This is a genomic window from Erwinia sp. JH02 (assembly GCF_013074405.1).
Lineage (GTDB): Bacteria > Pseudomonadota > Gammaproteobacteria > Enterobacterales > Enterobacteriaceae > Erwinia > Erwinia rhapontici.
This window is the reverse complement of the sequence record NZ_JABANZ010000005.1, coordinates 107,553-130,342: the sequence shown is the minus strand read 5'-3', so window position 1 is coordinate 130,342 and position 22,790 is coordinate 107,553. Positions and strand designations below refer to the sequence as shown.

Genomic DNA, 22,790 nt, shown 5'->3' with positions numbered 1-22,790 from the left:
AAACTCCGAAAGGTCGGATAACAGAGGCTGACATGCTAGCGCGTTTACTGCACCCATACCAGCCAGCGCCACGTGATCATCCGTCATTCTCCACCGGCCAGTGAAAGGCGTTACCGCTGGCAAAAGACCAGTCCTCTGGCTGCGTAAAGCTCAGGGTGACCATCACATCCTCCGGGCGCACCGACAGTTCAGAGGCCAATCGGTGTGCCAGATGATGATAGAACTGATGTTTTTGCTGTGTCGAGCGGGGCCGGCCGGCAGTGATATGGAACCAGATAAATCCCTCCGAGCGTGGGCCGCCAAGATAGTGACGCGGGAACACGCGCTGGCCTGGTGCATATTCATCCAGTAGCTGAAAACAGTCGTCGGTGGGGACGTCGAAGAAGTCCACCAGGGTGCGGTGCAGAATCTCAGACAACGCCTGACGGAAAACAGGCGTTGTGCCTGCGGGCAGGGCAATACGGCTGAAAGGCATGTCGGTTACTCCTGAGGTTGATGACCGGGCTGGGTTAAATGGCCGAGGGCTGAGACGGCAGCGGGCCAGCCGCAGTAGAACGCCAGGTGCGTCATCACTTCGGCCAGTTCGGCGTTACTCAGGCCATGTTGCCGGGCAAAATCCAGGTGCCAGGGTAACTGCTGGTCTCGGCCGAGGGCGATTAACGCCGCCACCGTGATCAGGCTGCGCTCGCGCTTACTCAGTTCGGGTCTCTGCCAGATCGTGCCGAACAGTGTCTGCTCAGTTATCGCTGCCAGCGTGGGCGCGACGCTGGCCAGGCTGTGACGGTCAAGAGGGGTGGTCATGTTGCTGTTCCTGTAGTGAGGAAGAAGTCAGCAGCATAGAACGCGAAAATAGTTTATAAAATCGCATAGATTGGTATCAATAATCCCGAAAAACAGGATGATTAATGCAACCGTTTAAACGTATGACTTTCGATCTGGATGCGTTACGCACGTTTGTTCTCGGTATTGAACTGGGAAGTTTTGCGCAGGCGGCCGATCGCCTGAACCGCTCGACATCTGCCGTCAGCGCACAGCTTAAAAAACTGGAACAGCAAACGGGGTTACTCCTGTTGCAGAAAAGCGGGCGACGCCTGATGCTCACCGATGATGGAGAGTTACTGATGGCTTACGGGCGGCGCCTGCTGGCGCTCAATGATGAAGCGTTTAGCGCATTGTCCGGGCGGGATATTGCTGGCAACGTGCGCATTGGGTTACAGGAAGATTTTGGCGAGACGTTGCTGCCAGCGCTGCTGGGGCAGTTTTCCCGGGCACACCCTCTGATACAGATCTCCGCGCGCATCGGGCGTAACAGCGAACTACTTCAGGGGATTCGTCAGGGAGAGCTGGATCTGGCACTGTGCTGGCAGGGTGAGGAAACCTCACGTTTTATGCAGCCACTACCCGCTGCACCGCTGTGCTGGATAGGATGTGATGAGTCGCCGTTTACGCAATGGATGGAACAAGGTGATGTTTTACCGCTGCTGCTGTTTGATGCACCTTGTGTGATGCGGACCCGTGCTATTGATGCACTGGACCATGCTGCAATTCCGTGGCGGGTGGCATTTACCAGCCGGAGTCTGAGTGGAATCTGGGCCGCCGCTGCCGCCGGGTTGGGCGTGACGCTACGTAGCGGGTTTGGCCTGCCAGTCGGACTACAGCGACTGCAGCATCCGCTGTTGCCGCAAGTGGCCGATTTAGGCCTGGTGCTGCATCTGGGGCAGGAGATTTTACCTCCTGCCGCCGCTCGTTTACGCGAAATACTGCTTGCACAGCTGGCCCCGGTGTTGCCGCAGGCCAGCCTCGCTACAGCGGGATAACTTTACCGCTGTACAGTACGGGGCCGGTCGGCTGCCCGGTTGGGGAGCCACCGCGCGGTTCAAGACTGATAGCAAGCGTTGGCAGGCTGGCCAGCTGAATTTCCTTCACGGCCACCTGCTGAAGAGCTGAATGATCAATCAGCCCAAGCGATTGCGGTTTTTCCCCTGGCGGGATCAGCCACAGCTGCAAGCTGCGATCGGACTGCACGGCAGAGGCATTGATGGCCTGGACTGTGAGCTGCGTTTTATCCGGGCTGAGGCTGACCACCCAGGATCCTTGCTGGCTGTCACCGTTAAGGACCGCCACGGTCTGCGGTGCCGGAGGCACAGTAAACTGGTTATACAGCAATGCCCCGGCAAACGAGGCGGCCAGCGCCCAGCCGAGCCATGGCCAGCGCACACTGCTCTTACGCATTTTATCGGCAGGAAGCCCACGGGCGATGCGTTGCCACACCGCTTCCGGCGGGATAACAGGCGTAACCCGCTGATCCAGCTCAGAGAGTGAATTCTGCCAACGGCTGACTTCTGCCGCCAGCTCAGGTTCCTGCGTCAGGCGACGGGCAAAACGCTGGCGTGCTGCACCACGCAGGGTGCCAAGGGCATATTCTGCGGCCAGTGCTGAGTCAAAATCGCGTCTGCTTTTCATATGCCCACACACTCTTTTAGTTGAGTTAATGCACGGCGGATCCAGCTTTTAATGGTTCCGGCAGGCTGCTCCAGGTGCAGGGCAATTTCACTGTGCGACAGCCCCTGGTAATACGCCAGCGTGATGCTTTGCCGCTGTTCAGACGTCAACTGCGTCATACAGTCTGCCAGCCTGCGCGACTCCGAGCCTGAAGGTAACTCTGCTGGTGAACGGTCAACATCGAAAAGGGTGTCATCCTCTTCCAGTTCTTCAACGCGGTTGTCCTGCAGGCGCAGATAATCAATAGCGCGATTGCGCACAATATTGGTGAGCCAGGTCTTGGGGGCACTGAGCGCCGGGTCGAAGCTGCCAGCACGCTGCCAGACAGTAAGGAAACTGTCGTGCAGAACCTCTTCTGCCCAGTCGCGTCGGCGTAACATCCGCAATGCGATGGCAAAAAGGTAGGGTGAATAACGGTGGTAGGTCGCTTCAAAAGCCCGTTTATCGCCGGCCGCAATGGCCTTCATTAACAAAATCTGGCTATCTGTTACGTCGTCCGTCATGAAACGTCCTGAAAAAAAAGAGGTGCAGAAGGAGTATGAAAAAAACCTGCTGCACCAATTATATACCCTTTATTTTTACATCAGCGGGTATATTTAATTTTTCCCTTGGTGTTGGCACACGATGGATTAAGGCATCAGTACCGTATCAATTACATCAATCACGCCATTTTTTTGTTGCACGTCATAGGTGCTGATATTGGCAACATTGCCTTTATCATCTTTTACCTGAATATTGTGTGGGCCATTCATCATCAGCCACAACGGGGCGCCATTCACGGTTTTCAGCTCAGTGCTGCCGTTGCCTTGTTTGATTTTTTTCACCAGCGTCTTCATATCATACTTTCCGGCCACCACATGGTAGGTCAGCACGCTGGTCAGCGTTGCTTTGTTTTCCGGCTTCAGCAGGTTATCCACCGTGCCAGCGGGCAGCTTGGCGAAAGCGGCATTGGTGGGGGCGAAGACGGTGAAGGGGCCAGGGCCTTGCAGTGTATCCGCGAGGCCTGCCGCTTTTACAGCAGCGACCAGCGTGGTGTGATCTTTCGAGTTCAGGGCATTCTCAACGATATTATGGGAAGGGAGCATAGCGGCCCCACCCACCATCACGGTATTCTTGGACATCTCAGCCATTGATGCGGCACTGAACAACACTGAGAGACACAGAGCGGTACGGATGAACGTTTTCATGATGAATTCCTTTGGGTAAGAGAAGGCATTTTTGCCTTACATAGTCCCGTCATGTTTGAAGCGGCAACGGCATGAGCATCATCGGATGCTGGCCTGCTGTAACCCCAATTATGCTGGTTATATCTATCTACGGTTGAGAGTGGAAATCGGATGCAAAAAGATGAAAATATTTTTTGCCACAGTAAAAAGGCCGACAGATAAGTTTGATTAAGCTGAAAAAAACCATGTTAATCTGCGAGAGTCTGAACACAGGAGATCGGTATGCAGTTGCAAGATGGGTGGATCGCTGGCGTGCGGCATGTTCCGTCGCCGCATGTTAATCAGCGACCTGACGATGAAGCACCTTCACTGCTGGTGGTGCACAATATCAGTTTGCCGCCCGGTGAGTTTGGTGGCCCCTGGATCGATGCGCTGTTTACCGGTCAGCTTGATCCTGGCATTCATCCCTATTTCGCTGATATCTGTCATTTACAGGTGTCTGCGCACTGTCTGATCCGCCGCGACGGCGAGATCGTGCAGTATGTGCCTTTTCATCTGCGGGCATGGCACGCCGGGGTTTCTCGCTATCAGGGGCGTGAAGTCTGTAATGATTTCTCCGTAGGTATCGAGCTGGAAGGCACGGATACGCTGCCCTATACCGATGCGCAATATCAGGCGTTGCAGGCCGTGACGCAGCTGTTAATTGAACACTACCCGATGATGGCGCAGCACATCACCGGGCACAGCGATATTGCACCTGAACGTAAGACGGACCCTGGACCCTCTTTCGACTGGGCGCGTTTTCGCGCCGACCTTGGGCATAACACCCTGACCACACTCAATGGGAGTTAAGGCATGACGTTATTCAGCCTGTTGCTGGTTCTCGGATGGGAACGATTATTTAAAATGGGTGAACACTGGCAACTGGATCATCATCTGGTGCCACTGTTCCGCGCTCGTCAGCGTTTTTCTCTGGTGCGTACGCTGTTGATGGTTGTGATGATCATGGCTATCGTCGCTCTGTGCTTACTGGCGCTAAAAGGGCTGTTTTTTGGAGTGCCTAAGCTGCTGTTCTGGATACTGATCGGTCTGCTCTGTATTGGCGCCGGGTCGGTGCGTCTGCACTATCACGCTTATCTGAAGGCGGCCAGCCATAACGACACTGATGCTCATAACGCCATGATTGAGGAATTGACGTTGATCCACGGCGTACCCGGCGAGTGTAGCGAACGTGAGTTTTTGTCTGAACTGCAAAATGCGCTGCTGTGGATTAACTACCGTTTCTATCTGGCACCGCTATTCTGGTTCGTGGTGGGGGGGCCTTGGGGGCCGGTGCTGCTGGTGGGCTATGCGTTCCTGCGTGCCTGGCAGAGCTGGCTGGCGCGGCAGCAGAATCCGCTGGCGCGCGCACAGTCCGGTGTTGATGCCATTCTGCACTGGGTTGACTGGATCCCGGTACGGTTGGTGGGCGTAGCTTATGCCTTGCTGGGGCACGGTGAGCGTGCATTACCCGCGTGGTTTGCGTCTCTGGGCGATCGCCACACACCGCAGTATCAGGTGCTGACACGTCTGGCCCAGTTCTCACTGGCGCGCGATCCCCACCTGGATAAGGTGGAGACCCCGCGTGTGGCAGTGATGCTGGCGAAAAAAGTGTCGCTGGTCCTCGTGGTGGTGGTGGCGTTACTGACTATTTACGGCACGCTGGTGTAACACGCTGTCTGCAGGTGGTGTGCCGAACTGCGGCATGCCATCGGCACTCCAGCTGAATGTTTTCACCCGAGTATGGCGGTTAGGGTCGTATAGCGGGTCACCTTCAATTTCGGTGTAATTGCGTGCGTGATACACCAACACGTCTTCGCCGTTCTCCCCGACCGTAAAACTGTTGTGGCCCGGACCATATTGATGGTTCTCCCAGTCGGTGGTAAACACGGGCGCAGCAGATTTGTGCCAGTTTTCTGGCTGTAGCGGATCCGCATCGACATCAATCCACAACAACCCCATACAGTAATTCTCATCGGTGGCGCTGGCCGAGTAGCTGACAAACAGGCGCCTGCCGTGATGTATTGCCGCCGGGCCTTCATTGACGCTAAATCCTGCACACTCCCATTCATACTGCGGGCGGCTGAGCATCACCGGCTCGCCTTTTATCTGCCAGGGGGTAGCCAGCTCTGCCAGGTAGAGGTTGGAATTACCGGGGATGGCCGGATCTTTCTGCGCCCACAGATACCAGTTTTTCCCCTGATGGACGAAGTGTGTGGCATCCAGCGCGAAGCTGTCGATGGGGGTCAGGATCTGTCCGCGTTCGACCCATTCTCCTTTCAGTGGATCGATATCATCGCAGGTGAGGGCAAACATGCGGTGCTGGAACAGACCTTGTTTAATCTCCTGTGATGGCGCTGCCGCAAAATAGATCACCCACTGGCCGTCAATCAGATGCAGTTCCGGTGCCCAAATCAGGGCGCTCATGGGGCCATGCTCAGGTTTGCGCCAGACGACGACGGCATCGGCCTGTGCCAGTTCTGCCAGGGTAGCGGCGCGGCGGATCTCCAGCCTGTCGTACTCCGGTACCGACGCGATAAAATAGTAGCTCCCCTGATGGCGCAGAATAAAGGGATCGGCGCGCTGTTCAATCAACGGGTTAGGCCAGTGGTTCATCGTGCGGCTCCTTGTGGTTTGGTTTTCAGTTCTTTGTGTTCGTGATAGTCGTTCAGCTCCTGATAGTTTGTACGGCGCTGTTCAAGGTCACTCTGGATTTGCAGCATCAGCGTGCGGTCCACTTTCAGCAGGCGAACCACGCCAGCCGTAATCAGGTATCCCACCGCAGGGATAACGGTAAACAGCAGCACGATACCGTTCAGCGCAGCGGGGCTTTGTTGTTTCGCGCCAGCATTGTAACCGTACCAGGAGAGCAGGAAACCGACCATGGCACCGGCCACCGCCAGCCCGACTTTGAGGAAGAACAGGTTGCCGGAGAAGCTGATACCGGTAATGCGTTTACCGGTTTTCCACTCACCGTAGTCATCAACGTCGGCCATCAACGACCAGTGCAGTGGTGACGGGATTTGATGCAGGATGTTCAGCAGGAAGTACATCACCAGCACCAGCATCGTTGCCTGCGGGTCAAGGAAGTAAAAGCCACCGGAGAATGCTGCCAGCACGATGTTGGTCCAGAAGAACACTTTCAGCTTGCACCAGCGGTCGGTCAGGATCTTCGCCAGCGTACTGCCGATCATCATGCCTACCACGCCAAGGCTGATAAACAGCGTGGCGAAGTGAGTCGATTGCTGCATCACCCAGGTGACGTAATACATGGTGGCAGCCATACGAATAAAGCCAGGGCAGACGTTGCAGAAGGTCAGCAGCAATATGCGTACCCACTGATCGTTCTTCCACACGTCGCGCAGGTCAGCTTTCAGGTCGTCATTGCTGGGCACTGCCGGACGAATACGCTCGCGTACCGTGGCAAAGCTGAACAGGAACATCAGCAGTGCCACCAGCGCCATCACACCCATAGCCATCTGGTAGCCGCGCGCCTTGTTGTCACCGCCAAACCACTCTGCCAGCGGCAGCAGCGTCAGTGACAGGATCAGCGTGGCAATCCCGACCATCACAAACCGGTACGACTGGCAGGAGACGCGTTCGCCGGGATCGTTGGTGATCACGCCACCCAGGGAACAGTAGGGGATATTGATCGCGGTATAGGTCAGCGACATCAGGAAGTAGGTCGCAAACGCCCATATGACTTTGCTGTTATAGCTCCAGTCTGGAGTGGTGAACATCAGCACACTGAACAGCACATAGGGTACGGAGACCCACAGTAACCAGGGGCGGAAACGACCCCAGCGACTCTGAGTCCGGTCGGCAATCGCACCCATAATCGGGTCCGTGACTGCATCCAGCACCCTGACAGATAACAGGAGAACGCCCACCAATGCAGGCGCCAGTCCGAAGACATCCGTATAAAAATAGTTAAGAAAGAGCATGATGGCGCCGCCGATCATATTGCATCCGGCATCGCCCATTCCGTAACCAATTTTCTCTCTGACTGAGAGTTTTGAGCCCTTCATGGATAATTCTCCCGCGTGTCTTTAGTGCTTGAGAGTATTCACGCTTATCGGATGCGGTGCGCAGGTGCAAAACGTCGCAGAGATGGACAAAACGCCTGGAGAGGGGAAAGTGTGAAGCAGATAACAATTCGGCCAGCAAGTGCTGGCCGAATCAACAGCGGGCGTGATGATTACGCGCGCTGTGTGCGGTTTTTAATCCAGTAACCCACGGCGAGGATCAGTACCCATACCGGGATCAGCCAGACAGAGATCGCCATGCCTGGGGTCATTGCCATCAGTACCAGAATTCCCGCGAGGAACAGCAGACAAATCCAGTTACCCAACGGATAAAGCAGCGCCGGGAAGCGGGTGGTGACACCCTGCTGATCTTTCTTACGGCGGAACTTCATATGCGCGAGGCTGATCATCGCCCAGTTGATCACCAGAGCTGAGACCACCAGCGCCATCAGCAGACCAAACGCCTCACCCGGCATCAGATAGTTGAGCAGTACGCACAATGCCGTCGCAATCGCGGAGAACAGGATAGAGATCACCGGCACGCCGCGGCTGTCGACTTTTAACAGCGCTTTAGGGGCATTACCCTGCTGCGCCAGGCCAAACAACATACGGCTGTTACAGTAAACGCAGCTGTTGTATACCGACAGCGCAGCCGTCAGGATCACCACGTTAAGGGCATTCGCCACCAGCGCATCACCCAGCTCGTGGAAAATCAGAACGAACGGGCTGGTATCAGACGTCACGCGGGTCCATGGCATCAGCGACAGCAGGACCGCCAGGGAACCAATGTAGAAAATCAGAATGCGGTAAATCACCTGATTGGTGGCTTTTGGAATGCTGGTTTCCGGGTTATCCGCTTCCGCAGCGGTAATGCCGACCAGTTCAAGACCCCCGAAGGAGAACATGATAATCGCCATCATCATGATCAGCCCGCTAAAGCCATTGGGCAGGAAGCCGCCCTGTTCCCAAAGGTTACGCACGCTGGCCTGTGGGCCACCCGTGCCGCTGAACAGCAGCCAGCAACCGAACAGGATCATAGCCACCACGGCAACGACTTTAATAATCGCGAACCAGAACTCCATCTCACCAAACACTTTCACGTTGGTCAGGTTGATGGCGTTGATGAGCACAAAGAACACCGCTGCCGACATCCAGGTAGGAATATCCGGATACCAGAACTGAATATATTTGCCTACGGCTGTCAGCTCTGCCATCGCCACCAGCACATACAGTACCCAGTAGTTCCAGCCAGAGGCGAAACCGGCAAAGTTGCCCCAGTATTTATAAGCAAAGTGGCTGAAGCTTCCGGCTACCGGCTCTTCTACCACCATCTCGCCCAGCTGGCGCATGATCAGGAAGGCAATAAATCCGGCAATAGCATAACCCAGTATGACGCCTGGTCCTGCGGATTGGATGACCGATGCGCTGCCCAGAAACAGACCGGTACCAACGGCACCGCCTAATGCGATCAGCTGAATATGGCGGTTTTTCAAGCCACGTTTCAGCGTTTCGCCCTGCTGATGTTCCATGTATGACCTCATGATGTTTTATTATTTTTTATGTCTACGGCTGGCCCTGTTATCCAGGTGTATTAAAAACTTTACGACACTGTGTAAGTAAATATAATTCAAGGCGTAGCCTCAGGATGAGAATAGTGCTATGTGCAGAGGTTTGCACTCGCTTTCTGATAAACATGCGCAGGAACGACTAAAAAAGCAGCGCGGCGTCTCATTTATCGCTGTATTTGTTTTGTCATAAATTATCGAAAATGACGAATAACATTGTCTTATGACGGGGCGTTACGAGTGGGGCTGAAGAACGTTCCGGCCGTAGGCTGCCGGAACGTGGATAAAGGAGAGGGAGATCAGGTGCGCGAAGTGCGGCGCTTAACCTGGTAGCCGATAGCCAGGATGCCAATCCATACCGGGATCAACCACACCGAAATAGCCATACCCGGCGTCATTGCCATAATAACCAGCACCCCAGCCATAAAGACCAGGCACAGCCAGTTGCCAAACGGATAAAACAGGGCCTTAAAGCGAGGCTGAACCCCCTGCTCGACGAGGCGTTTGCGGAACCGCAGGTGGGAAAGGCTGATCATGGCCCAGTTGATCACCAGCGTGGAAACCACCAGCGCCATCAGCAGCTCGAAAGCAGAAGCGGGCATCAGATAGTTGAGCAGCACGCCGAAGGCGGTGGCAGTGGCAGACATCAGGATAGCGGCGACCGGCACACCTCGTGAATCAACTTTTAGCAGGGCTTTTGGTGCATTACCCTGCTGCGCCAGGCCAAACAACATGCGGCTGTTGCAGTAAACGCAGCTGTTATAGACCGACAGTGCCGCGGTCAGGATCACCACATTCAGTGCGTTAGCCACCAGAGCATCACCCAGCTCGTGGAAAATCAGTACAAACGGGCTGGTATTTGCTGTCACACTCGTCCATGGCATCAGCGACAGCAGCACGGTGAGTGAACCGACATAGAAAATCAGGATGCGCCAGATCACCTGATTGATTGCCGTCGGGATGCTTTTTTCCGGGTTCTCTGCTTCTGCGGCGGTCAGGCCGATCATTTCCAGCCCGCCAAAGGAGAACATGATGATGGCCATCATCATCACCAGCCCGCCCATGCCGTGCGGCATAAAGCCACCCTGGCTCCACAGGTTACTGATGCTTGCCTGTGGGCCGCCTGTGCCGCTGAACAGTAGCCAGCCGCCAAAGGCAATCATCGCGACAACGGCGATAACCTTAATAATGGCAAACCAGAACTCCAGTTCGCCAAACACCTTCACATTGGTCAGGTTGAGCGCATTGATGATCACGAAGAACACCGCCGCTGTCATCCAGGTCGGAATGTCCGGATACCAGAACTGGATATATTTGCCCACGGCGGTCAGTTCAGCCATCGCCACCAGCACGTAGAGCATCCAGTTGTTCCAGCCGGAGGCCAGGCCCGCAAAAGCGCCCCAGTATTTGTGGGCGAAGTGACTGAAACTGCCGGCAACTGGCTCCTCGACAACCATCTCACCCAACTGACGCATAATCAGGAAGGCGATAAACCCGGCAATGGCATAGCCCAGAATGACTGCCGGACCGGCGGATTTGATCACCGATGCACTGCCCAGAAACAGTCCTGTGCCCACGGCCCCGCCTAATGCGATCAGCTGAATATGGCGGTTTTTTAATCCGCGCTGCAGCGTCTCTCCCGGTTGTTGCTCCATAATAATCCTCGTAATGCGCTTTCTGTGTATGACTGCATCGGCTAAAAAACCAATAACGTACTGATATATTTACACTTATGTCAGTACGAAAATGCGTATGAGTCTGGTATGGCGCAGAGAATAATGTTAGGAGCGGTACTTTGCACTTTCTTTCTCATTATGTGTGCTGGGTTGGATAAAAAACCACCGATCGCACCGGGTGCGATAAGGTAAATAACAAGATGCAGAAAAGGGTAATAACGCCTTATCTGCGAAGGTATGGGTATCGTATTCTATCCACTAAGCTGCTGCCTGCTTTCGAAAAAGTGACGAAATTTAACATTTGTCGTCAGGTAAATTCGCGTGTCAACGGCGTGCCTGTGCCCTGACAGAGAAGGAGACGGCGGTCTGGTTTCGGGCAGTTGCCATATGGACATCAGGTGAATACTTTGTTACTTTACGGGCACCTTTTTGCAATTGGTATTACCAATTTACTCTGGCAAATCGAAAAGAAGGGATGATGGCCTACAGCAAGATCCGCCAACCTAAGCTCTCTGATGCTATTGAGCAGCAGCTTGAGTCCCTGATTATGGAAGGGACACTGCGTCCCGGAGAAAAACTGCTGCCTGAGCGAGAGCTGGCCGTGCAGTTCGATGTCTCCCGTCCCTCCCTGCGCGAAGCTATTCAGCGTCTGGAAGCTAAGGGCCTGCTATTACGCCGTCAGGGCGGTGGTACCTTCGTCCAAACCAATTTGTGGAAAAGCCTGAGCGACCCGCTCGTAGAATTACTTGCCGGCCATCCTGAATCCCAGTTCGACCTGCTCGAAACACGTCATGCACTGGAAGGGATTGCTGCCTATTACGCCGCATTGCGCGGCACTGACGACGATCTGGAACGCATCCGCGACTGCCATCTGCATATTCAGACCGCCCAGCAAAATGGCGATCTCGACGCAGAAGCGGGCGCGGTGATGCAGTATCAGATCGCTGTAACAGAAGCGGCGCATAATGTGGTGTTACTGCATTTGCTTCGTAGCATGGGTCCGATGCTGGAACAGAACGTCAGACAGAACTTCGAAATGCTCTACACGCGTCGTGAGATGCTGGAGAAAGTAAGTAGCCACCGCGCCAGTATTTTTGAGGCGATTGTGGCACGTGAGCCAGAGCAGGCACGCGAGGCTTCACACCGCCACTTGGCGTTTATCGAGGAAGTATTGCTGGACAGAAGTCGGGAGCAAAGTCGTAGAGAGCGCTCCTTGCGACGTTTACAGCAACGTAAGGATTAACGCGTAAATATAACGCGGCACGTACCTATAAAGGTATAAACGACGGGCCTGTCTCTTTGTGTTTTGCCCACAGAGCACAAAGAGACAGGCTCCAGACAATTCAACGTAATTAGACACAGATAAGGAATACCCCCCATGTCAGAACGTTTAAATAATGACGTGGATCCGATCGAAACTCGCGACTGGTTAGAAGCGATCGAATCGGTCATCCGTGAAGAAGGTGTTGAGCGCGCACAGTATCTGATTGACCAGGTATTGAGCGGTGCACGCAAAGGTGGCGTTAAAGTGGCTGCCGGCGCGGGAGCCAATAACTACATTAACTCTATTGCTGTTGAAGATGAGCCGGAATACCCGGGCAACACGTCTTTAGAGCGTCGTATCCGTTCCGCTATTCGCTGGAACGCCATCATGACCGTTCTGCGTGCTTCCAAGAAAGATTTGGATCTGGGCGGCCATATGTCTTCCTTCCAGTCTTCTGCCACCGTGTATGAAGTGTGTTTCAACCACTTCTTCCGTGCGCGCACTGAAAAAGACGGCGGCGATCTGGTTTACTTCCAGGGCCACATTTCTCCGGGCGTTTACGCGCGTGCCTTCCTGGAAGGTCGTCTGACCGAAGACCAGATGAACAACTTCCGTCAGGAAGTTGATGGTAAAGGCCTGTCCTCTTACCCGCATCCTAAACTGATGCCTAACTTCTGGCAGTTCCCGACCGTATCTATGGGCCTGGGCCCACTGGGTGCGATCTATCAGGCTAAATTCCTGAAATATCTGGAACACCGTGGCCTGAAAGATACCTCTCAGCAGACCGTTTACGCCTTCCTGGGCGACGGTGAGATGGATGAGCCGGAATCCAAAGGGGCGATCACTATCGCGACCCGTGAAAAACTGGATAACCTGGTCTTCATCATCAACTGTAACCTGCAGCGCCTGGATGGCCCGGTGACGGGTAATGGCAAGATCATCAACGAACTGGACGGCATCTTCGGTGGCGCTGGCTGGGAAGTGATCAAAGTGATCTGGGGTGGTCGTTGGGATGAGCTGCTGCGTAAAGATACCAGCGGTAAACTGATCCAACTGATGAACGAAACCGTTGACGGTGACTATCAGACCTTCAAATCCCGTAACGGTGCCTACGTTCGTGAGCACTTCTTCGGTAAATATCCGGAAACGGCTGAGCTGGTGAAAGATCTGACCGACGACGAGATCTGGTCTCTGAACCGTGGTGGTCACGATCCGAAGAAAGTCTTCGCTGCACTGAAAAAAGCGCAGGATACCAAAGGTAAACCTGTGGTGATTCTGGCACATACCATTAAAGGTTATGGTATGGGTGAGACTGCTGAAGGCAAAAACATTGCGCACCAGGTGAAGAAAATGAACATGGATGGCGTACGCTATATCCGTGATCGTTTCAACGTGCCGGTCAGCGATGAAGCCATCGAAAAACTGCCGTACGTGACCTTCGATAAAGGGTCTGACGAATACAACTACCTGCATGGTCAGCGTGAAAAACTGGGCGGCTACCTGCCAACCCGTGAGCCGAACTTCAGCGAGAAGCTGTCCATGCCTGTACTGGAAGATTTCCGTCAGCTGCTGGATGAGCAGAACAAAGAAATCTCAACCACTATCGCCTTCGTACGTGCCCTGAACGTGATGCTGAAGAACCCGTCGATCAAAGATCGTCTGGTGCCAATCATTGCCGATGAAGCGCGCACCTTCGGTATGGAAGGTCTGTTCCGTCAGATCGGTATTTATAGCCCGAATGGCCAGCAGTACACCCCGCAGGACCGTGAGCAGGTTGCTTACTATAAAGAAGACGAGAAAGGTCAGATCCTGCAGGAAGGCATCAACGAACTAGGTGCAGGCGCATCATGGCTGGCGGCGGCAACGTCTTACAGCACCAACAACCTGCCAATGATTCCGTTCTACATCTACTACTCCATGTTCGGTTTCCAGCGTATCGGCGACCTGTGCTGGGCAGCAGGTGATCAGCAGGCTCGCGGCTTCCTGGTCGGCGGGACTTCCGGTCGTACCACCCTGAACGGTGAAGGTCTGCAGCACGAAGATGGTCACAGCCACATTCAGTCTCTGACTATCCCGAACTGTATCTCTTACGATCCAGCTTACGCTTACGAAGTCGCGGTCATCATGCATGACGGTCTGGTGCGTATGTACGGCGATGCTCAGGAAAATATTTACTACTACATCACCACACTGAACGAAAACTACCACATGCCAGCAATGCCGGCCGGTGCAGAAGAAGGTATCCGTAAAGGTATCTACAAACTGGACAGCAAAGAAGGTAGCAAAGGTAAAGTTCAGCTGCTGGGTTCAGGTTCTATCCTGCGCCACGTGCGTGACGCGGCAGAGATCCTGGCGAAAGATTACGGTGTCGGTTCTGACATCTACAGCGTGACTTCCTTCACCGAACTGGCCCGTGATGGTCAGGACTGTGAGCGTTGGAACATGCTGCATCCAACAGAAGAAGCCCGCGTGCCGTACATCGCTCAGGTGATGAACGATGCACCTGCTGTGGCATCGACTGACTACATGAAACTGTTCGCCGAGCAGGTTCGCAGCTATATCCCTGCCAGCGATTATCGCGTACTGGGTACTGACGGCTTCGGTCGTTCAGACAGCCGTGAGAATCTGCGTCACCACTTCGAAGTGGACGCATCTTACGTGGTGGTTGCAGCCCTGGGTGAACTGGCTAAACGTGGCGAAATCGACAAACAAGTGGTGGCAGACGCTATCGCTAAGTTCGATATCGACGCTGATAAAGTCAACCCACGTCTGGCATAAGAGGTAATAGAGTAATGGCTATCGAAATTAATGTCCCGGACATCGGTGCAGACGAAGTTGAAGTCACCGAGATTCTGGTCAAAGTGGGCGACACTGTAGAAGTTGAGCAGTCACTGCTGGTCGTTGAAGGCGATAAAGCCTCAATGGAAGTGCCGTCCCCACAGGCTGGTGTGGTTAAAGAGATCAAAGTCGCTACCGGCGATAAAGTCGAAACCGGCAAACTGATCATGATCTTCGAAGCGGCAGGCGGTGCAGCAGCACCGGCAGCAGCCGAAGAGAAGAAAGAAGAAGCGGCTCCGGAAGCCGCACCTGCAGCGGCCCCGGCGGCCAGCGCAGCAAAAGAGGTTAACGTACCGGATATCGGCGGCGACGAAGTTGAAGTCACCGAGATCATGGTGAAAGTGGGCGACAAAGTTGAAGCTGAACAGTCGATCCTCACCGTTGAAGGCGACAAAGCCTCAATGGAAGTGCCTGCACCATTCGCGGGTACGGTTAAAGAGATCAAAATCAGCACTGGCGATAAAGTCAGCACTGGCTCTCTGGTGATGGTCTTTGAAGTGGAGGGCGCTGCGCCAGCCGCCGCTCCTGCCGAGACCACTGCTGCCGCTGCACCTGCTCCGGCTAAACAGGAAGAGAAAGCGGCTCCGGCTGCTGCGCCTGCAAAAGCGGATGCGAAGTCAGAATTCGCAGAAAATGATGCTTACGTTCATGCCACCCCGGTTATTCGCCGTCTGGCACGTGAATTCGGTGTAAACCTGGCGAAAGTCAAAGGCACCGGACGTAAAGGCCGTATTCTGAAAGAAGACGTGCAGAGCTATGTGAAAGACGCGGTGAAACGCGCTGAAGCACCTGCTGCTGCTGGCGGCGGTCTGCCAGGCATGCTGCCTTGGCCGAAAGTGGACTTCAGCAAGTTCGGTGAAATCGAAGAAGTTGAACTGGGCCGTATCCAGAAAATCTCTGGTGCGAACCTGAGCCGTAACTGGGTGATGATCCCACACGTGACTCACTTCGACAAAACCGACATCACTGAGCTGGAAGCGTTCCGCAAACAGCAGAACACCGAAGCTGAGAAGCGTAAGCTGGATGTGAAGTTCACCCCGGTGGTGTTCATCATGAAAGCGGTCGCGGCTGCGCTTGAGCAGATGCCACGCTTCAACAGCTCGCTGTCTGAAGACGCACAGAAACTGACGCTGAAGAAATACATCAACATCGGTGTGGCGGTTGATACGCCAAACGGTCTGGTGGTTCCAGTGTTCAAAGATGTGAACAAGAAAGGCATCACTGAGCTGTCTCGCGAACTGATGGCTATCTCCAAAAAAGCACGTGATGGCAAACTGACTGCGGGCGAAATGCAGGGCGGTTGCTTCACCATCTCCAGCCTCGGTGGTATCGGGACGACCCACTTCGCGCCTATCGTTAACGCGCCGGAAGTGGCTATCCTCGGTGTGTCCAAGTCTGCGATTGAGCCGGTCTGGAATGGTAAAGAGTTCACGCCGCGTCTGATGATGCCGATGTCACTCTCCTTCGACCACCGTGTTATTGACGGTGCTGATGGTGCGCGTTTCATCACCATCATTAACAACGCACTGGCCGACATTCGCCGCCTGGTGATGTAATCCTGAAGAAGGCCGGCGTAAGCCGGCCTTCTGGTAAGTTGTTGTAGTGATTCGTGGCGCCGCGCTTTGCAGTTTATTAACAATTCTGTAAACTCTTGCGGTGAACGCGTCCCGGTGGATGAAGGGCGTTGAAATATATACCCAAAATAATTGGAGCTGCATCAAGGCGGCAAGCGAGGGAATCCCGATGAGCTTACATAAGTCAGTGATTCGGGTGAGCGAGCGTAGCCAACACAGATGCAGATTCAAGTATGACGGGTATCTGCTCTGACCCGCCGGACAATCAAATAAGAGGTCATGATGAGTACAGAAATTAAAACTCAGGTCGTGGTACTTGGGGCAGGTCCTGCAGGCTACTCTGCAGCCTTCCGTGCAGCGGATTTAGGTCTGGAGACCGTGATCGTTGAGCGTTACAGCACCCTCGGTGGTGTTTGTCTGAATGTCGGCTGTATCCCTTCTAAAGCCCTGCTGCACGTGGCGAAGGTGATTGAAGAAGCCAAAGCGCTGGAAGAGCACGGTATCGTGTTCGGCAAGCCGCAAACCGACATCAACAAGATTCGTACCTGGAAAGAGAAAGTCATCACCCAACTGACCGGTGGTCTGGCAGGTATGGCGAAAGGCCGCAAAGTGAATGTGGTCAACGGTCTGGGTAAATTCACCGGTGCTAACACCCTGGAAGTCACCGCTGAAGACGGTTCTAAAACCGTCATCACTTTCGACAATGCCATCATCGCTGCGGGTTCCCGTCCGATTGAACTGCCGTTTATTCCCCATGAAGATCCACGCGTGTGGGACTCCACTGATGCGCTGGAACTGAAAGAAGTGCCTGAGCGTCTGCTGGTTATGGGCGGCGGCATCATCGGTCTGGAAATGGGTACCGTGTATCACGCGCTGGGTTCTCAGATCGACGTGGTCGAGATGTTTGACCAGGTGATCCCGGCGGCTGATAAAGACGTGGTGAAAGTCTTCACCAAACGTATCAGCAAGCAGTTCAACCTGATGCTGGAAACCAAAGTTACCGCTGTTGAAGCCAAAGAAGACGGCATCTATGTAACGATGGAAGGTAAAAAAGCGCCGTCAGAACCACAGCGTTACGATGCGGTTCTGGTAGCCATTGGCCGCGTACCTAACGGTAAAGGTCTGGATGCAGGCAAAGCGGGCGTGGAAGTGGACGAGCGCGGATTTATCCGTGTCGACAAGCAGCTGCGTACCAACGTGCCACACATCTTCGCCATCGGCGATATCGTGGGTCAGCCAATGCTGGCACACAAAGGTGTGCATGAAGGCCATGTTGCAGCAGAAGTGATTTCTGGTCTGAAGCACTACTTCGACCCGAAAGTGATCCCATCGATCGCCTACACTGAGCCAGAAGTTGCCTGGGTGGGTCTGACCGAGAAAGAAGCGAAAGAGAAAGGCATCAGCTATGAAACGTCCACCTTCCCGTGGGCAGCATCAGGCCGTGCTATCGCTTCCGACTGTGCAGACGGCATGACCAAACTGATCTTCGACAAAACCACTCACCGCGTGATCGGTGGTGCGATTGTCGGCACCAACGGCGGCGAGCTGCTGGGTGAAATCGGTCTGGCTATCGAGATGGGTTGTGATGCTGAAGATCTGGCTCTGACCATCCACGCTCACCCAACCCTGCACGAATCGGTGGGTCTGGCGGCGGAAATCTTCGAAGGTAGCATTACCGACCTGCCAAACCCGAAAGCGAAAAAGAAATAACTCGCTTTGGTGTGTAAAAACGGCTCCTGCGGGGGCCGTTTTGCTTTCTGTCTTTCCGTAAAAAACCGCGCAGGGCGCCGCAAAATCGCGTATCTTTGCTGGCAATTTCTGACCGGTCAAAAGGCTCGTTGTGTCGAATAAAGTTGCCCTGATCACCGGTGCCTCACGTGGTATCGGTCACCATCTTGCCCGCCATCTCCATGCTGCGGGCTATCACCTGATACTCATTGCACGGAATGCGCAGGCGCTGAACGCCTTAGCAAACACTCTCGGCTCTGCACGCGTGCAGACGCTGGCACTGGATGTTTGCGATTATCCGGCGGTGGCACAACAGGTGCAGCAGGCACTGAGCGTGCACGCACAGCTTGATGTGCTGATCAACGCGGCGGGGATCTTCCGTGGCGGATCAACGCAGACCGCGCTGGATGATTTCAGCGCTATGCTGGCGACTAACGTCACTGCTATCCATCATCTTTGCCAGCTGTGTGTTCCCTGGCTGTCGAAATCGCCTGAGGGGCGCATCTTTAATCTCGCCTCGGTGAGCGGTGTGCAGCCTTATGGCAGCGTGGCCAGCTATGCCGCCAGCAAACATGCGCTGGTCGGATACAGCCGATCCATTGCACGTGAACTGGGAGCTCAGGGGATTAAAGTCACCACGCTGTGCCCCGATGTGGTGGATACCGATATGGCGCAGGGTTCCGGTCTGGCAGCCGATGAGATGCTGAGTACCGACGATCTGTGCCGCGCGGTTGATTTCGTGATGTCATTGTCTCCGGCTGCGGTTGTGGAGCAACTCACCATCGGGCGGCAGTATCGTCCACGTAAACCCGTCTGACCCAGGAGACGTTATGCTGGAACTGAAAGGGGTATCGCATGCTTATGGTGAGCGTAAGGTCCTCGATAACATCACTCTGCAACTCGCAGAAAAGCGCATTGGTATTGTCGGCAGCAACGGGTGCGGCAAAAGTACCTTTGCCCGTCTGCTGAACGGCCTGCTGCTGCCGCAACAGGGCGAGGTGCTGGTTGATGGCTTGAACACCCGTCAGCAGGGGAAAGCGGTACGGCGTAAAGTCGGCTTCGTGTTTCAGAATCCGGACAACCAGATTGTCTTTCCGGTGGTTGAAGAAGATCTCGCTTTCGGCATGAAAAACCTTGGGCTGTCAAAGCAGGTGATCCGCGAACGCACCGATGCGGCGCTGGCACGTTACGATATGCAGGATCTGCGTCAGCATCCGGCTCATCTGTTAAGCGGCGGGCAAAAGCAACTGCTGGCTATCTCTGGCGTGCTGGTCATGGAGCCGGAATATATCGTCTTTGATGAGCCAACCACGTTACTCGATCTGCGTAATAAACGGCGTATTGCGCAGGCGATTGCCGATCTCGATCAGACAGCGATCGTGGTGTCTCACGATTTGGAATTTTTACAGGATTTCGATCGCGTGCTGGTGTTTGAGCGCGGGCAGGTGGTGATTGATGATGTGCCCGCAGTGGCACTGAAAGAGTACGTCAGGATGATGTCATGATATTAAGCGATTACATCCCGGGAAATTCGATGATCCACCGGCTGCCCCCCGGCCTGAAGATCCTTTCGCTGGCGTTACTGGGCACGCTGCTGTTTGTGTTCCCCCGGCTGGAAACCTCGCTGGTGGCTCTTCTGCTGGTAGGATTGCTCTATCCACTGGCGCGTATCTCACCCCGCATTATGCTGTTGCAGCTTAAACCGCTGCTGTGGGTACTGGTGCTGTTGTTTGCCGTGCAGTGGTGGATGGTCAATTGGCAGTCCGGCGTGCTGGTGATTGCACGGCTGGCGGCGCTGATGCTGATGGCGGCGCTGGTGACGCTCACCACGCGCACCACTGAGATGATTGACGCCCTGGAGAAAGGCCTGTTCTGGCTGCGTTATGTACGTATTAATCCGGCGAAGGTCAGCCTGGCGCTGTCGCTGGCGATGCGTTTTATTCCGGTACTGGCAGCGATTGTTGCTGAAGTGCGGGAGGCGCAAAAAGCGCGTGGGCTGGATCGCAGCCTGATCGCCATTGCCATTCCGGTGATCGTTCGTACCCTGAAAATGGCTGATGATATTGCGGCGGCGCTTGAAGCCCGCGCTTATGACCCCCAACTGCGCCGTGAGCGCACCGATGCTGAGAAAGTGAGAGGATCTTAATGTCCACCCGAGATATTGTTTATATTGCGCTGTTTGCCGCCATCACTGCCGCGCTGGGTCTGTTTCCGGCGTTCAGTCTGCCGGTGATTGCTGTGCCGATCACCGCTCAGACTTTAGGCCCGATGCTGGCCGGTGCCATTGCCGGGGCGAAGCGCGGTGCGCTGGCACTGGTGCTGTTTGTGGTGCTGGTGGCGATTGGCCTGCCGCTGTTGGCGGGCGGTCGCGGTGGTTTAGGGATTTTCCTCGGTCCAAGCGGTGGCTTTATTCTGGCATGGCCGCTGGCAGCATTACTGATTGGCTTCCTGTATCAGCGTAACCTGCGTTCACTGACGCTGGTTAAAGAGGTGCTGTTCCTGGTGTTGGGCGGGGTAGTACTGATCTACTCGGCAGGTATTCCGTGGATTGCGGCAGTGGCCGGGTTATCTTTAAAGCAGGCGGCGCTGGGTTCACTGGGCTTCCTGCCGGGCGATATTGTCAAAGTGGTGCTGGCGGTGCTGATCATTCGCGCGGTGCGCCGGGCTTATCCGACGTTGTAAACGGGTCGGGCATGCCCGACCCCTACGGGGATCTGCGTGGGGGCTTATCTGACATTGTAAACGGGGCGGGCATGCCCGACCCCTTACGGGAATCTGCGTGGGGGCTTATCTGACGTTGTAAACGGGTCGGGCATGCCCGACCCCTACGGGGATCTGCGTGGGGGCTTATCTGACGTTGTAAACGGGGCGGGCATGCCCGCCCCCTACGGGGATCTGCGTAGGGGCGAGGCAAGCCTCGCCCGGGTTTTTTCCCGGAATAATGGTTACATCCGCAATAAAATCTTCCCTTTCAACTCCCCTGACTGCACGGCTTTGACCGCCTGGTCGATCTCCTCCAGCTCATATTCGGCGACAATCTCGGTGGCAATCACGCCGTCGCGGATCAGCGCCATCACCTCATTGATTTTGCGTTGAACCCGCGTCTTCTCATGGCCGTGCACCCACAGACGCAGATGGAAATTAGAGAAGCGAATATCCGGGCGGCTGCGCCAGAAGGTCGCCGGGATCGGCTGACCAGACAGCAGGCCATAGTGAATAAACTGCCCACCCGGCGTCAGTGCCTGGGCCAGCGCCAGAGACTCTTCACCACCGATGCAGTCGAAAATAGTCGCTACGCCGCCGCGTTGTGCTAACGCGGCCAGCGCCTGCGGATAATCTTGTGCGCTGCTGTTCAGCACCTGCTCTGTGGCATACCCGCCGAAGATGTCGAGGTTCTCTGCTTTACGCACAATTGCAATCGGCTTCAGCCCCAGATGATTGGCAATGCGGATCAGCATTTTACCGATGGCCGAGTTTGCTGCATTGATGATAATGCGCATCCCCGGGGTGAAATGCATTTCCTCGGTCAGCATCAGCAGCGCGGTCATTGGATTGACGTAGCTGGTCGCCGCCTGCTGGTCAGTCACGAAGTCTGGCAGCGTAAAACACCACTGCGGATCGCAGTCCTTATAATGCTGCCAGGCTCCCATGCTGCCAACGGGTAACACACGCTGGCCAACAGGCAACCCGGCCTCATTACTCTGGCTTATTCTGCCCATTCCCTCGAAGCCCGGCACAAAGGGCAGGGCGATACGTGAACGATAGGCACCAGAAATAGTAATAATATCAGAGGGGTTGATGGTGGCGAAGGCCATTTTCACCCGCACCTGGCCTGCGGTTAACTCTGTGAGTGGACTCTGTTCAAGCTGCATCACCTCACCGATTTTGCCGAACTCCCGGACGACTGCTCTGGTGAATAAAGTCTCTTTCATGGTATATTTTCTTCAGTGTTGTCCGGTTGACAGGTTAATGTTTTTTATGCAGGAACAGTATAATAGCGAAACATTTCGCGTATCAATGCGCGATATAGATTTAAACGGTCACGTGCATAATTCTGTTTATTTAGACTATTGTGAAGATGCTGTGGTTAATGCGTTTCGCCGCGCTGATATTCTGCCTTTATTTCGACCACACACTGCGGGTGTGGCCTACCACGTGAAAAAATGCGAAGCCACTTTCTCTCATCCGCTGTCAGTGGATGATGTGGTGTTACCTCAGGTGTTGATTGAGAAAATCGGTAACAGCAGTTTAATTTTCACCATCCGTTTAATGCTCGATGATAAAACCACGCTGTGCGCCGAAGGCAAATTCATCTGGGTCTGTGTAAGTCTGACGGATAATAAGCCGTGCCCGATCCCGGATGAAGCCCGTCAGGCGCTCACCCGGCACTTTCCGTTTGTCGGGGCCTGATCG

22 protein-coding genes are annotated in these 22,790 nt (G+C 54.7%); 12 read left to right on the top strand and 10 right to left on the bottom strand.

Annotation, left to right across the window (positions count from 1 at the left end):
• Positions 1 to 76 precede the first annotated feature (76 nt).
• On the bottom strand, positions 77 to 475 hold the full coding sequence (locus HHI26_RS13185; RefSeq protein ID WP_133842282.1) for a tautomerase family protein: 399 nt from the start codon (positions 473 to 475) through the stop codon (positions 77 to 79).
• A gap of 5 nt (positions 476 to 480) precedes the next feature.
• Positions 481 to 801, bottom strand: a complete 321-nt coding sequence (locus tag HHI26_RS13180; RefSeq protein WP_159336889.1) for a carboxymuconolactone decarboxylase family protein — start codon at positions 799 to 801, stop codon at positions 481 to 483.
• A 104-nt stretch (positions 802 to 905) separates the two neighbouring features.
• On the opposite strand from HHI26_RS13180, the gene HHI26_RS13175 reads away from it, so the two are divergent.
• Positions 906 to 1,817, top strand: a complete 912-nt coding sequence (locus HHI26_RS13175; protein ID WP_133842280.1) for a LysR substrate-binding domain-containing protein — start codon at positions 906 to 908, stop codon at positions 1,815 to 1,817.
• On the opposite strand, the gene HHI26_RS13170 is transcribed toward HHI26_RS13175, so the two are convergent.
• From HHI26_RS13170 to HHI26_RS13160, 3 genes are all read right to left on the bottom strand, one after another.
• Complete coding sequence (locus HHI26_RS13170) at positions 1,804 to 2,463, bottom strand: anti-sigma factor (protein WP_159336890.1); 660 nt, start codon at positions 2,461 to 2,463, stop codon at positions 1,804 to 1,806. The genes HHI26_RS13175 and HHI26_RS13170 overlap by 14 nt on opposite strands.
• Positions 2,460 to 3,005: a sigma-70 family RNA polymerase sigma factor gene (locus HHI26_RS13165; RefSeq protein ID WP_133842278.1), complete on the bottom strand. Its 546-nt coding sequence runs from the start codon at positions 3,003 to 3,005 to the stop codon at positions 2,460 to 2,462. Before HHI26_RS13165 ends, HHI26_RS13170 begins: the two co-directional genes overlap by 4 nt.
• Positions 3,006 to 3,131: 126 nt before the next feature.
• On the bottom strand, positions 3,132 to 3,689 hold the full coding sequence (locus HHI26_RS13160) for a fasciclin domain-containing protein (RefSeq protein ID WP_133842277.1): 558 nt from the start codon (positions 3,687 to 3,689) through the stop codon (positions 3,132 to 3,134).
• Between the two features lie 261 nt (positions 3,690 to 3,950).
• On the opposite strand from HHI26_RS13160, the gene ampD reads away from it, so the two are divergent.
• A complete protein-coding gene (gene ampD, locus HHI26_RS13155) occupies positions 3,951 to 4,520 on the top strand; it encodes a 1,6-anhydro-N-acetylmuramyl-L-alanine amidase AmpD (RefSeq protein ID WP_159336891.1) in 570 nt (189 codons plus the stop codon).
• A gap of 3 nt (positions 4,521 to 4,523) precedes the next feature.
• A complete protein-coding gene (gene ampE / locus HHI26_RS13150; RefSeq protein WP_133842275.1) occupies positions 4,524 to 5,378 on the top strand; it encodes a beta-lactamase regulator AmpE in 855 nt (284 codons plus the stop codon).
• On the opposite strand, the gene HHI26_RS13145 is transcribed toward ampE, so the two are convergent.
• The 4 genes from HHI26_RS13145 to aroP (HHI26_RS13130) form a co-directional block, all read right to left on the bottom strand.
• A complete protein-coding gene (locus HHI26_RS13145; RefSeq protein WP_167863370.1) occupies positions 5,349 to 6,323 on the bottom strand; it encodes a family 43 glycosylhydrolase in 975 nt (324 codons plus the stop codon). The genes ampE and HHI26_RS13145 overlap by 30 nt on opposite strands.
• A complete protein-coding gene (locus HHI26_RS13140) occupies positions 6,320 to 7,735 on the bottom strand; it encodes an MFS transporter (RefSeq protein ID WP_159336894.1) in 1,416 nt (471 codons plus the stop codon). The genes HHI26_RS13145 and HHI26_RS13140 overlap by 4 nt, the downstream gene beginning before the upstream one ends.
• Positions 7,736 to 7,905: 170 nt before the next feature.
• Positions 7,906 to 9,261 carry an aromatic amino acid transporter AroP gene (aroP, locus tag HHI26_RS13135; protein ID WP_133842272.1) on the bottom strand — a complete coding sequence of 452 codons (1,356 nt, stop codon included), beginning with the start codon at positions 9,259 to 9,261 and terminating at the stop codon, positions 7,906 to 7,908.
• A 335-nt stretch (positions 9,262 to 9,596) separates the two neighbouring features.
• Positions 9,597 to 10,952 (bottom strand): aromatic amino acid transporter AroP, encoded by a 1,356-nt coding sequence (gene aroP, locus HHI26_RS13130; protein ID WP_171149227.1) that lies wholly within the window; start codon positions 10,950 to 10,952, stop codon positions 9,597 to 9,599.
• A gap of 499 nt (positions 10,953 to 11,451) precedes the next feature.
• On the opposite strand from aroP (HHI26_RS13130), the gene pdhR reads away from it, so the two are divergent.
• The 8 genes from pdhR to HHI26_RS13090 all read left to right on the top strand — a co-directional run bounded on the left by pdhR (position 11,452) and on the right by HHI26_RS13090 (position 21,059).
• Entirely contained in the window at positions 11,452 to 12,216 is a 765-nt protein-coding gene (gene pdhR, locus HHI26_RS13125; protein ID WP_133842270.1) for a pyruvate dehydrogenase complex transcriptional repressor PdhR, read from the top strand.
• A gap of 135 nt (positions 12,217 to 12,351) precedes the next feature.
• Complete coding sequence (gene aceE, locus HHI26_RS13120; RefSeq protein ID WP_159336895.1) at positions 12,352 to 15,015, top strand: pyruvate dehydrogenase (acetyl-transferring), homodimeric type; 2,664 nt, start codon at positions 12,352 to 12,354, stop codon at positions 15,013 to 15,015.
• A 14-nt stretch (positions 15,016 to 15,029) separates the two neighbouring features.
• Positions 15,030 to 16,631 carry a pyruvate dehydrogenase complex dihydrolipoyllysine-residue acetyltransferase gene (aceF, locus tag HHI26_RS13115; protein ID WP_171149226.1) on the top strand — a complete coding sequence of 534 codons (1,602 nt, stop codon included), beginning with the start codon at positions 15,030 to 15,032 and terminating at the stop codon, positions 16,629 to 16,631.
• A 300-nt stretch (positions 16,632 to 16,931) separates the two neighbouring features.
• On the top strand, positions 16,932 to 18,359 hold the full coding sequence (gene lpdA / locus HHI26_RS13110) for a dihydrolipoyl dehydrogenase (RefSeq protein ID WP_133842715.1): 1,428 nt from the start codon (positions 16,932 to 16,934) through the stop codon (positions 18,357 to 18,359).
• Between the two features lie 130 nt (positions 18,360 to 18,489).
• A complete protein-coding gene (locus tag HHI26_RS13105; RefSeq protein WP_159336897.1) occupies positions 18,490 to 19,194 on the top strand; it encodes an SDR family oxidoreductase in 705 nt (234 codons plus the stop codon).
• Between the two features lie 13 nt (positions 19,195 to 19,207).
• A complete protein-coding gene (locus HHI26_RS13100) occupies positions 19,208 to 19,882 on the top strand; it encodes an ATP-binding cassette domain-containing protein (RefSeq protein WP_133842259.1) in 675 nt (224 codons plus the stop codon).
• The gene (locus HHI26_RS13095; protein ID WP_133842258.1) at positions 19,879 to 20,523 is read left to right on the top strand and encodes an energy-coupling factor transporter transmembrane protein EcfT; all 645 of its coding nucleotides are present in this window, start codon (positions 19,879 to 19,881) and stop codon (positions 20,521 to 20,523) included. Before HHI26_RS13100 ends, HHI26_RS13095 begins: the two co-directional genes overlap by 4 nt.
• Positions 20,523 to 21,059 (top strand): biotin transporter BioY, encoded by a 537-nt coding sequence (locus HHI26_RS13090; protein ID WP_133842257.1) that lies wholly within the window; start codon positions 20,523 to 20,525, stop codon positions 21,057 to 21,059. Before HHI26_RS13095 ends, HHI26_RS13090 begins: the two co-directional genes overlap by 1 nt.
• Positions 21,060 to 21,322: 263 nt before the next feature.
• On the opposite strand, the gene HHI26_RS13085 is transcribed toward HHI26_RS13090, so the two are convergent.
• Positions 21,323 to 22,309 (bottom strand): zinc-dependent alcohol dehydrogenase family protein, encoded by a 987-nt coding sequence (locus HHI26_RS13085; protein WP_159336898.1) that lies wholly within the window; start codon positions 22,307 to 22,309, stop codon positions 21,323 to 21,325.
• Positions 22,310 to 22,346: 37 nt separating this feature from the next.
• Here HHI26_RS13085 and HHI26_RS13080 point away from each other — a divergent pair, with 37 nt between their 5' ends.
• A complete protein-coding gene (locus tag HHI26_RS13080; RefSeq protein WP_133842255.1) occupies positions 22,347 to 22,787 on the top strand; it encodes a thioesterase family protein in 441 nt (146 codons plus the stop codon).
• Positions 22,788 to 22,790: the final 3 nt, after the last annotated feature.

Coding starts and splice junctions, on each gene's coding strand:
- HHI26_RS13185 (WP_133842282.1), bottom strand. CDS start 475: ATGCCTTTCAGCCGTATTGCCCTGCCCGCAGGCACAACGCCTGTTTTC.
- HHI26_RS13180 (WP_159336889.1), bottom strand. CDS start 801: ATGACCACCCCTCTTGACCGTCACAGCCTGGCCAGCGTCGCGCCCACG.
- HHI26_RS13175 (WP_133842280.1), top strand. CDS start 906: ATGCAACCGTTTAAACGTATGACTTTCGATCTGGATGCGTTACGCACG.
- HHI26_RS13170 (WP_159336890.1), bottom strand. CDS start 2,463: ATGAAAAGCAGACGCGATTTTGACTCAGCACTGGCCGCAGAATATGCC.
- HHI26_RS13165 (WP_133842278.1), bottom strand. CDS start 3,005: ATGACGGACGACGTAACAGATAGCCAGATTTTGTTAATGAAGGCCATT.
- HHI26_RS13160 (WP_133842277.1), bottom strand. CDS start 3,689: ATGAAAACGTTCATCCGTACCGCTCTGTGTCTCTCAGTGTTGTTCAGT.
- ampD (WP_159336891.1), top strand. CDS start 3,951: ATGCAGTTGCAAGATGGGTGGATCGCTGGCGTGCGGCATGTTCCGTCG.
- ampE (WP_133842275.1), top strand. CDS start 4,524: ATGACGTTATTCAGCCTGTTGCTGGTTCTCGGATGGGAACGATTATTT.
- HHI26_RS13145 (WP_167863370.1), bottom strand. CDS start 6,323: ATGAACCACTGGCCTAACCCGTTGATTGAACAGCGCGCCGATCCCTTT.
- HHI26_RS13140 (WP_159336894.1), bottom strand. CDS start 7,735: ATGAAGGGCTCAAAACTCTCAGTCAGAGAGAAAATTGGTTACGGAATG.
- aroP (WP_133842272.1), bottom strand. CDS start 9,261: ATGGAACATCAGCAGGGCGAAACGCTGAAACGTGGCTTGAAAAACCGC.
- aroP (WP_171149227.1), bottom strand. CDS start 10,952: ATGGAGCAACAACCGGGAGAGACGCTGCAGCGCGGATTAAAAAACCGC.
- pdhR (WP_133842270.1), top strand. CDS start 11,452: ATGGCCTACAGCAAGATCCGCCAACCTAAGCTCTCTGATGCTATTGAG.
- aceE (WP_159336895.1), top strand. CDS start 12,352: ATGTCAGAACGTTTAAATAATGACGTGGATCCGATCGAAACTCGCGAC.
- aceF (WP_171149226.1), top strand. CDS start 15,030: ATGGCTATCGAAATTAATGTCCCGGACATCGGTGCAGACGAAGTTGAA.
- lpdA (WP_133842715.1), top strand. CDS start 16,932: ATGAGTACAGAAATTAAAACTCAGGTCGTGGTACTTGGGGCAGGTCCT.
- HHI26_RS13100 (WP_133842259.1), top strand. CDS start 19,208: ATGCTGGAACTGAAAGGGGTATCGCATGCTTATGGTGAGCGTAAGGTC.
- HHI26_RS13095 (WP_133842258.1), top strand. CDS start 19,879: ATGATATTAAGCGATTACATCCCGGGAAATTCGATGATCCACCGGCTG.
- HHI26_RS13090 (WP_133842257.1), top strand. CDS start 20,523: ATGTCCACCCGAGATATTGTTTATATTGCGCTGTTTGCCGCCATCACT.
- HHI26_RS13085 (WP_159336898.1), bottom strand. CDS start 22,309: ATGAAAGAGACTTTATTCACCAGAGCAGTCGTCCGGGAGTTCGGCAAA.
- HHI26_RS13080 (WP_133842255.1), top strand. CDS start 22,347: ATGTTTTTTATGCAGGAACAGTATAATAGCGAAACATTTCGCGTATCA.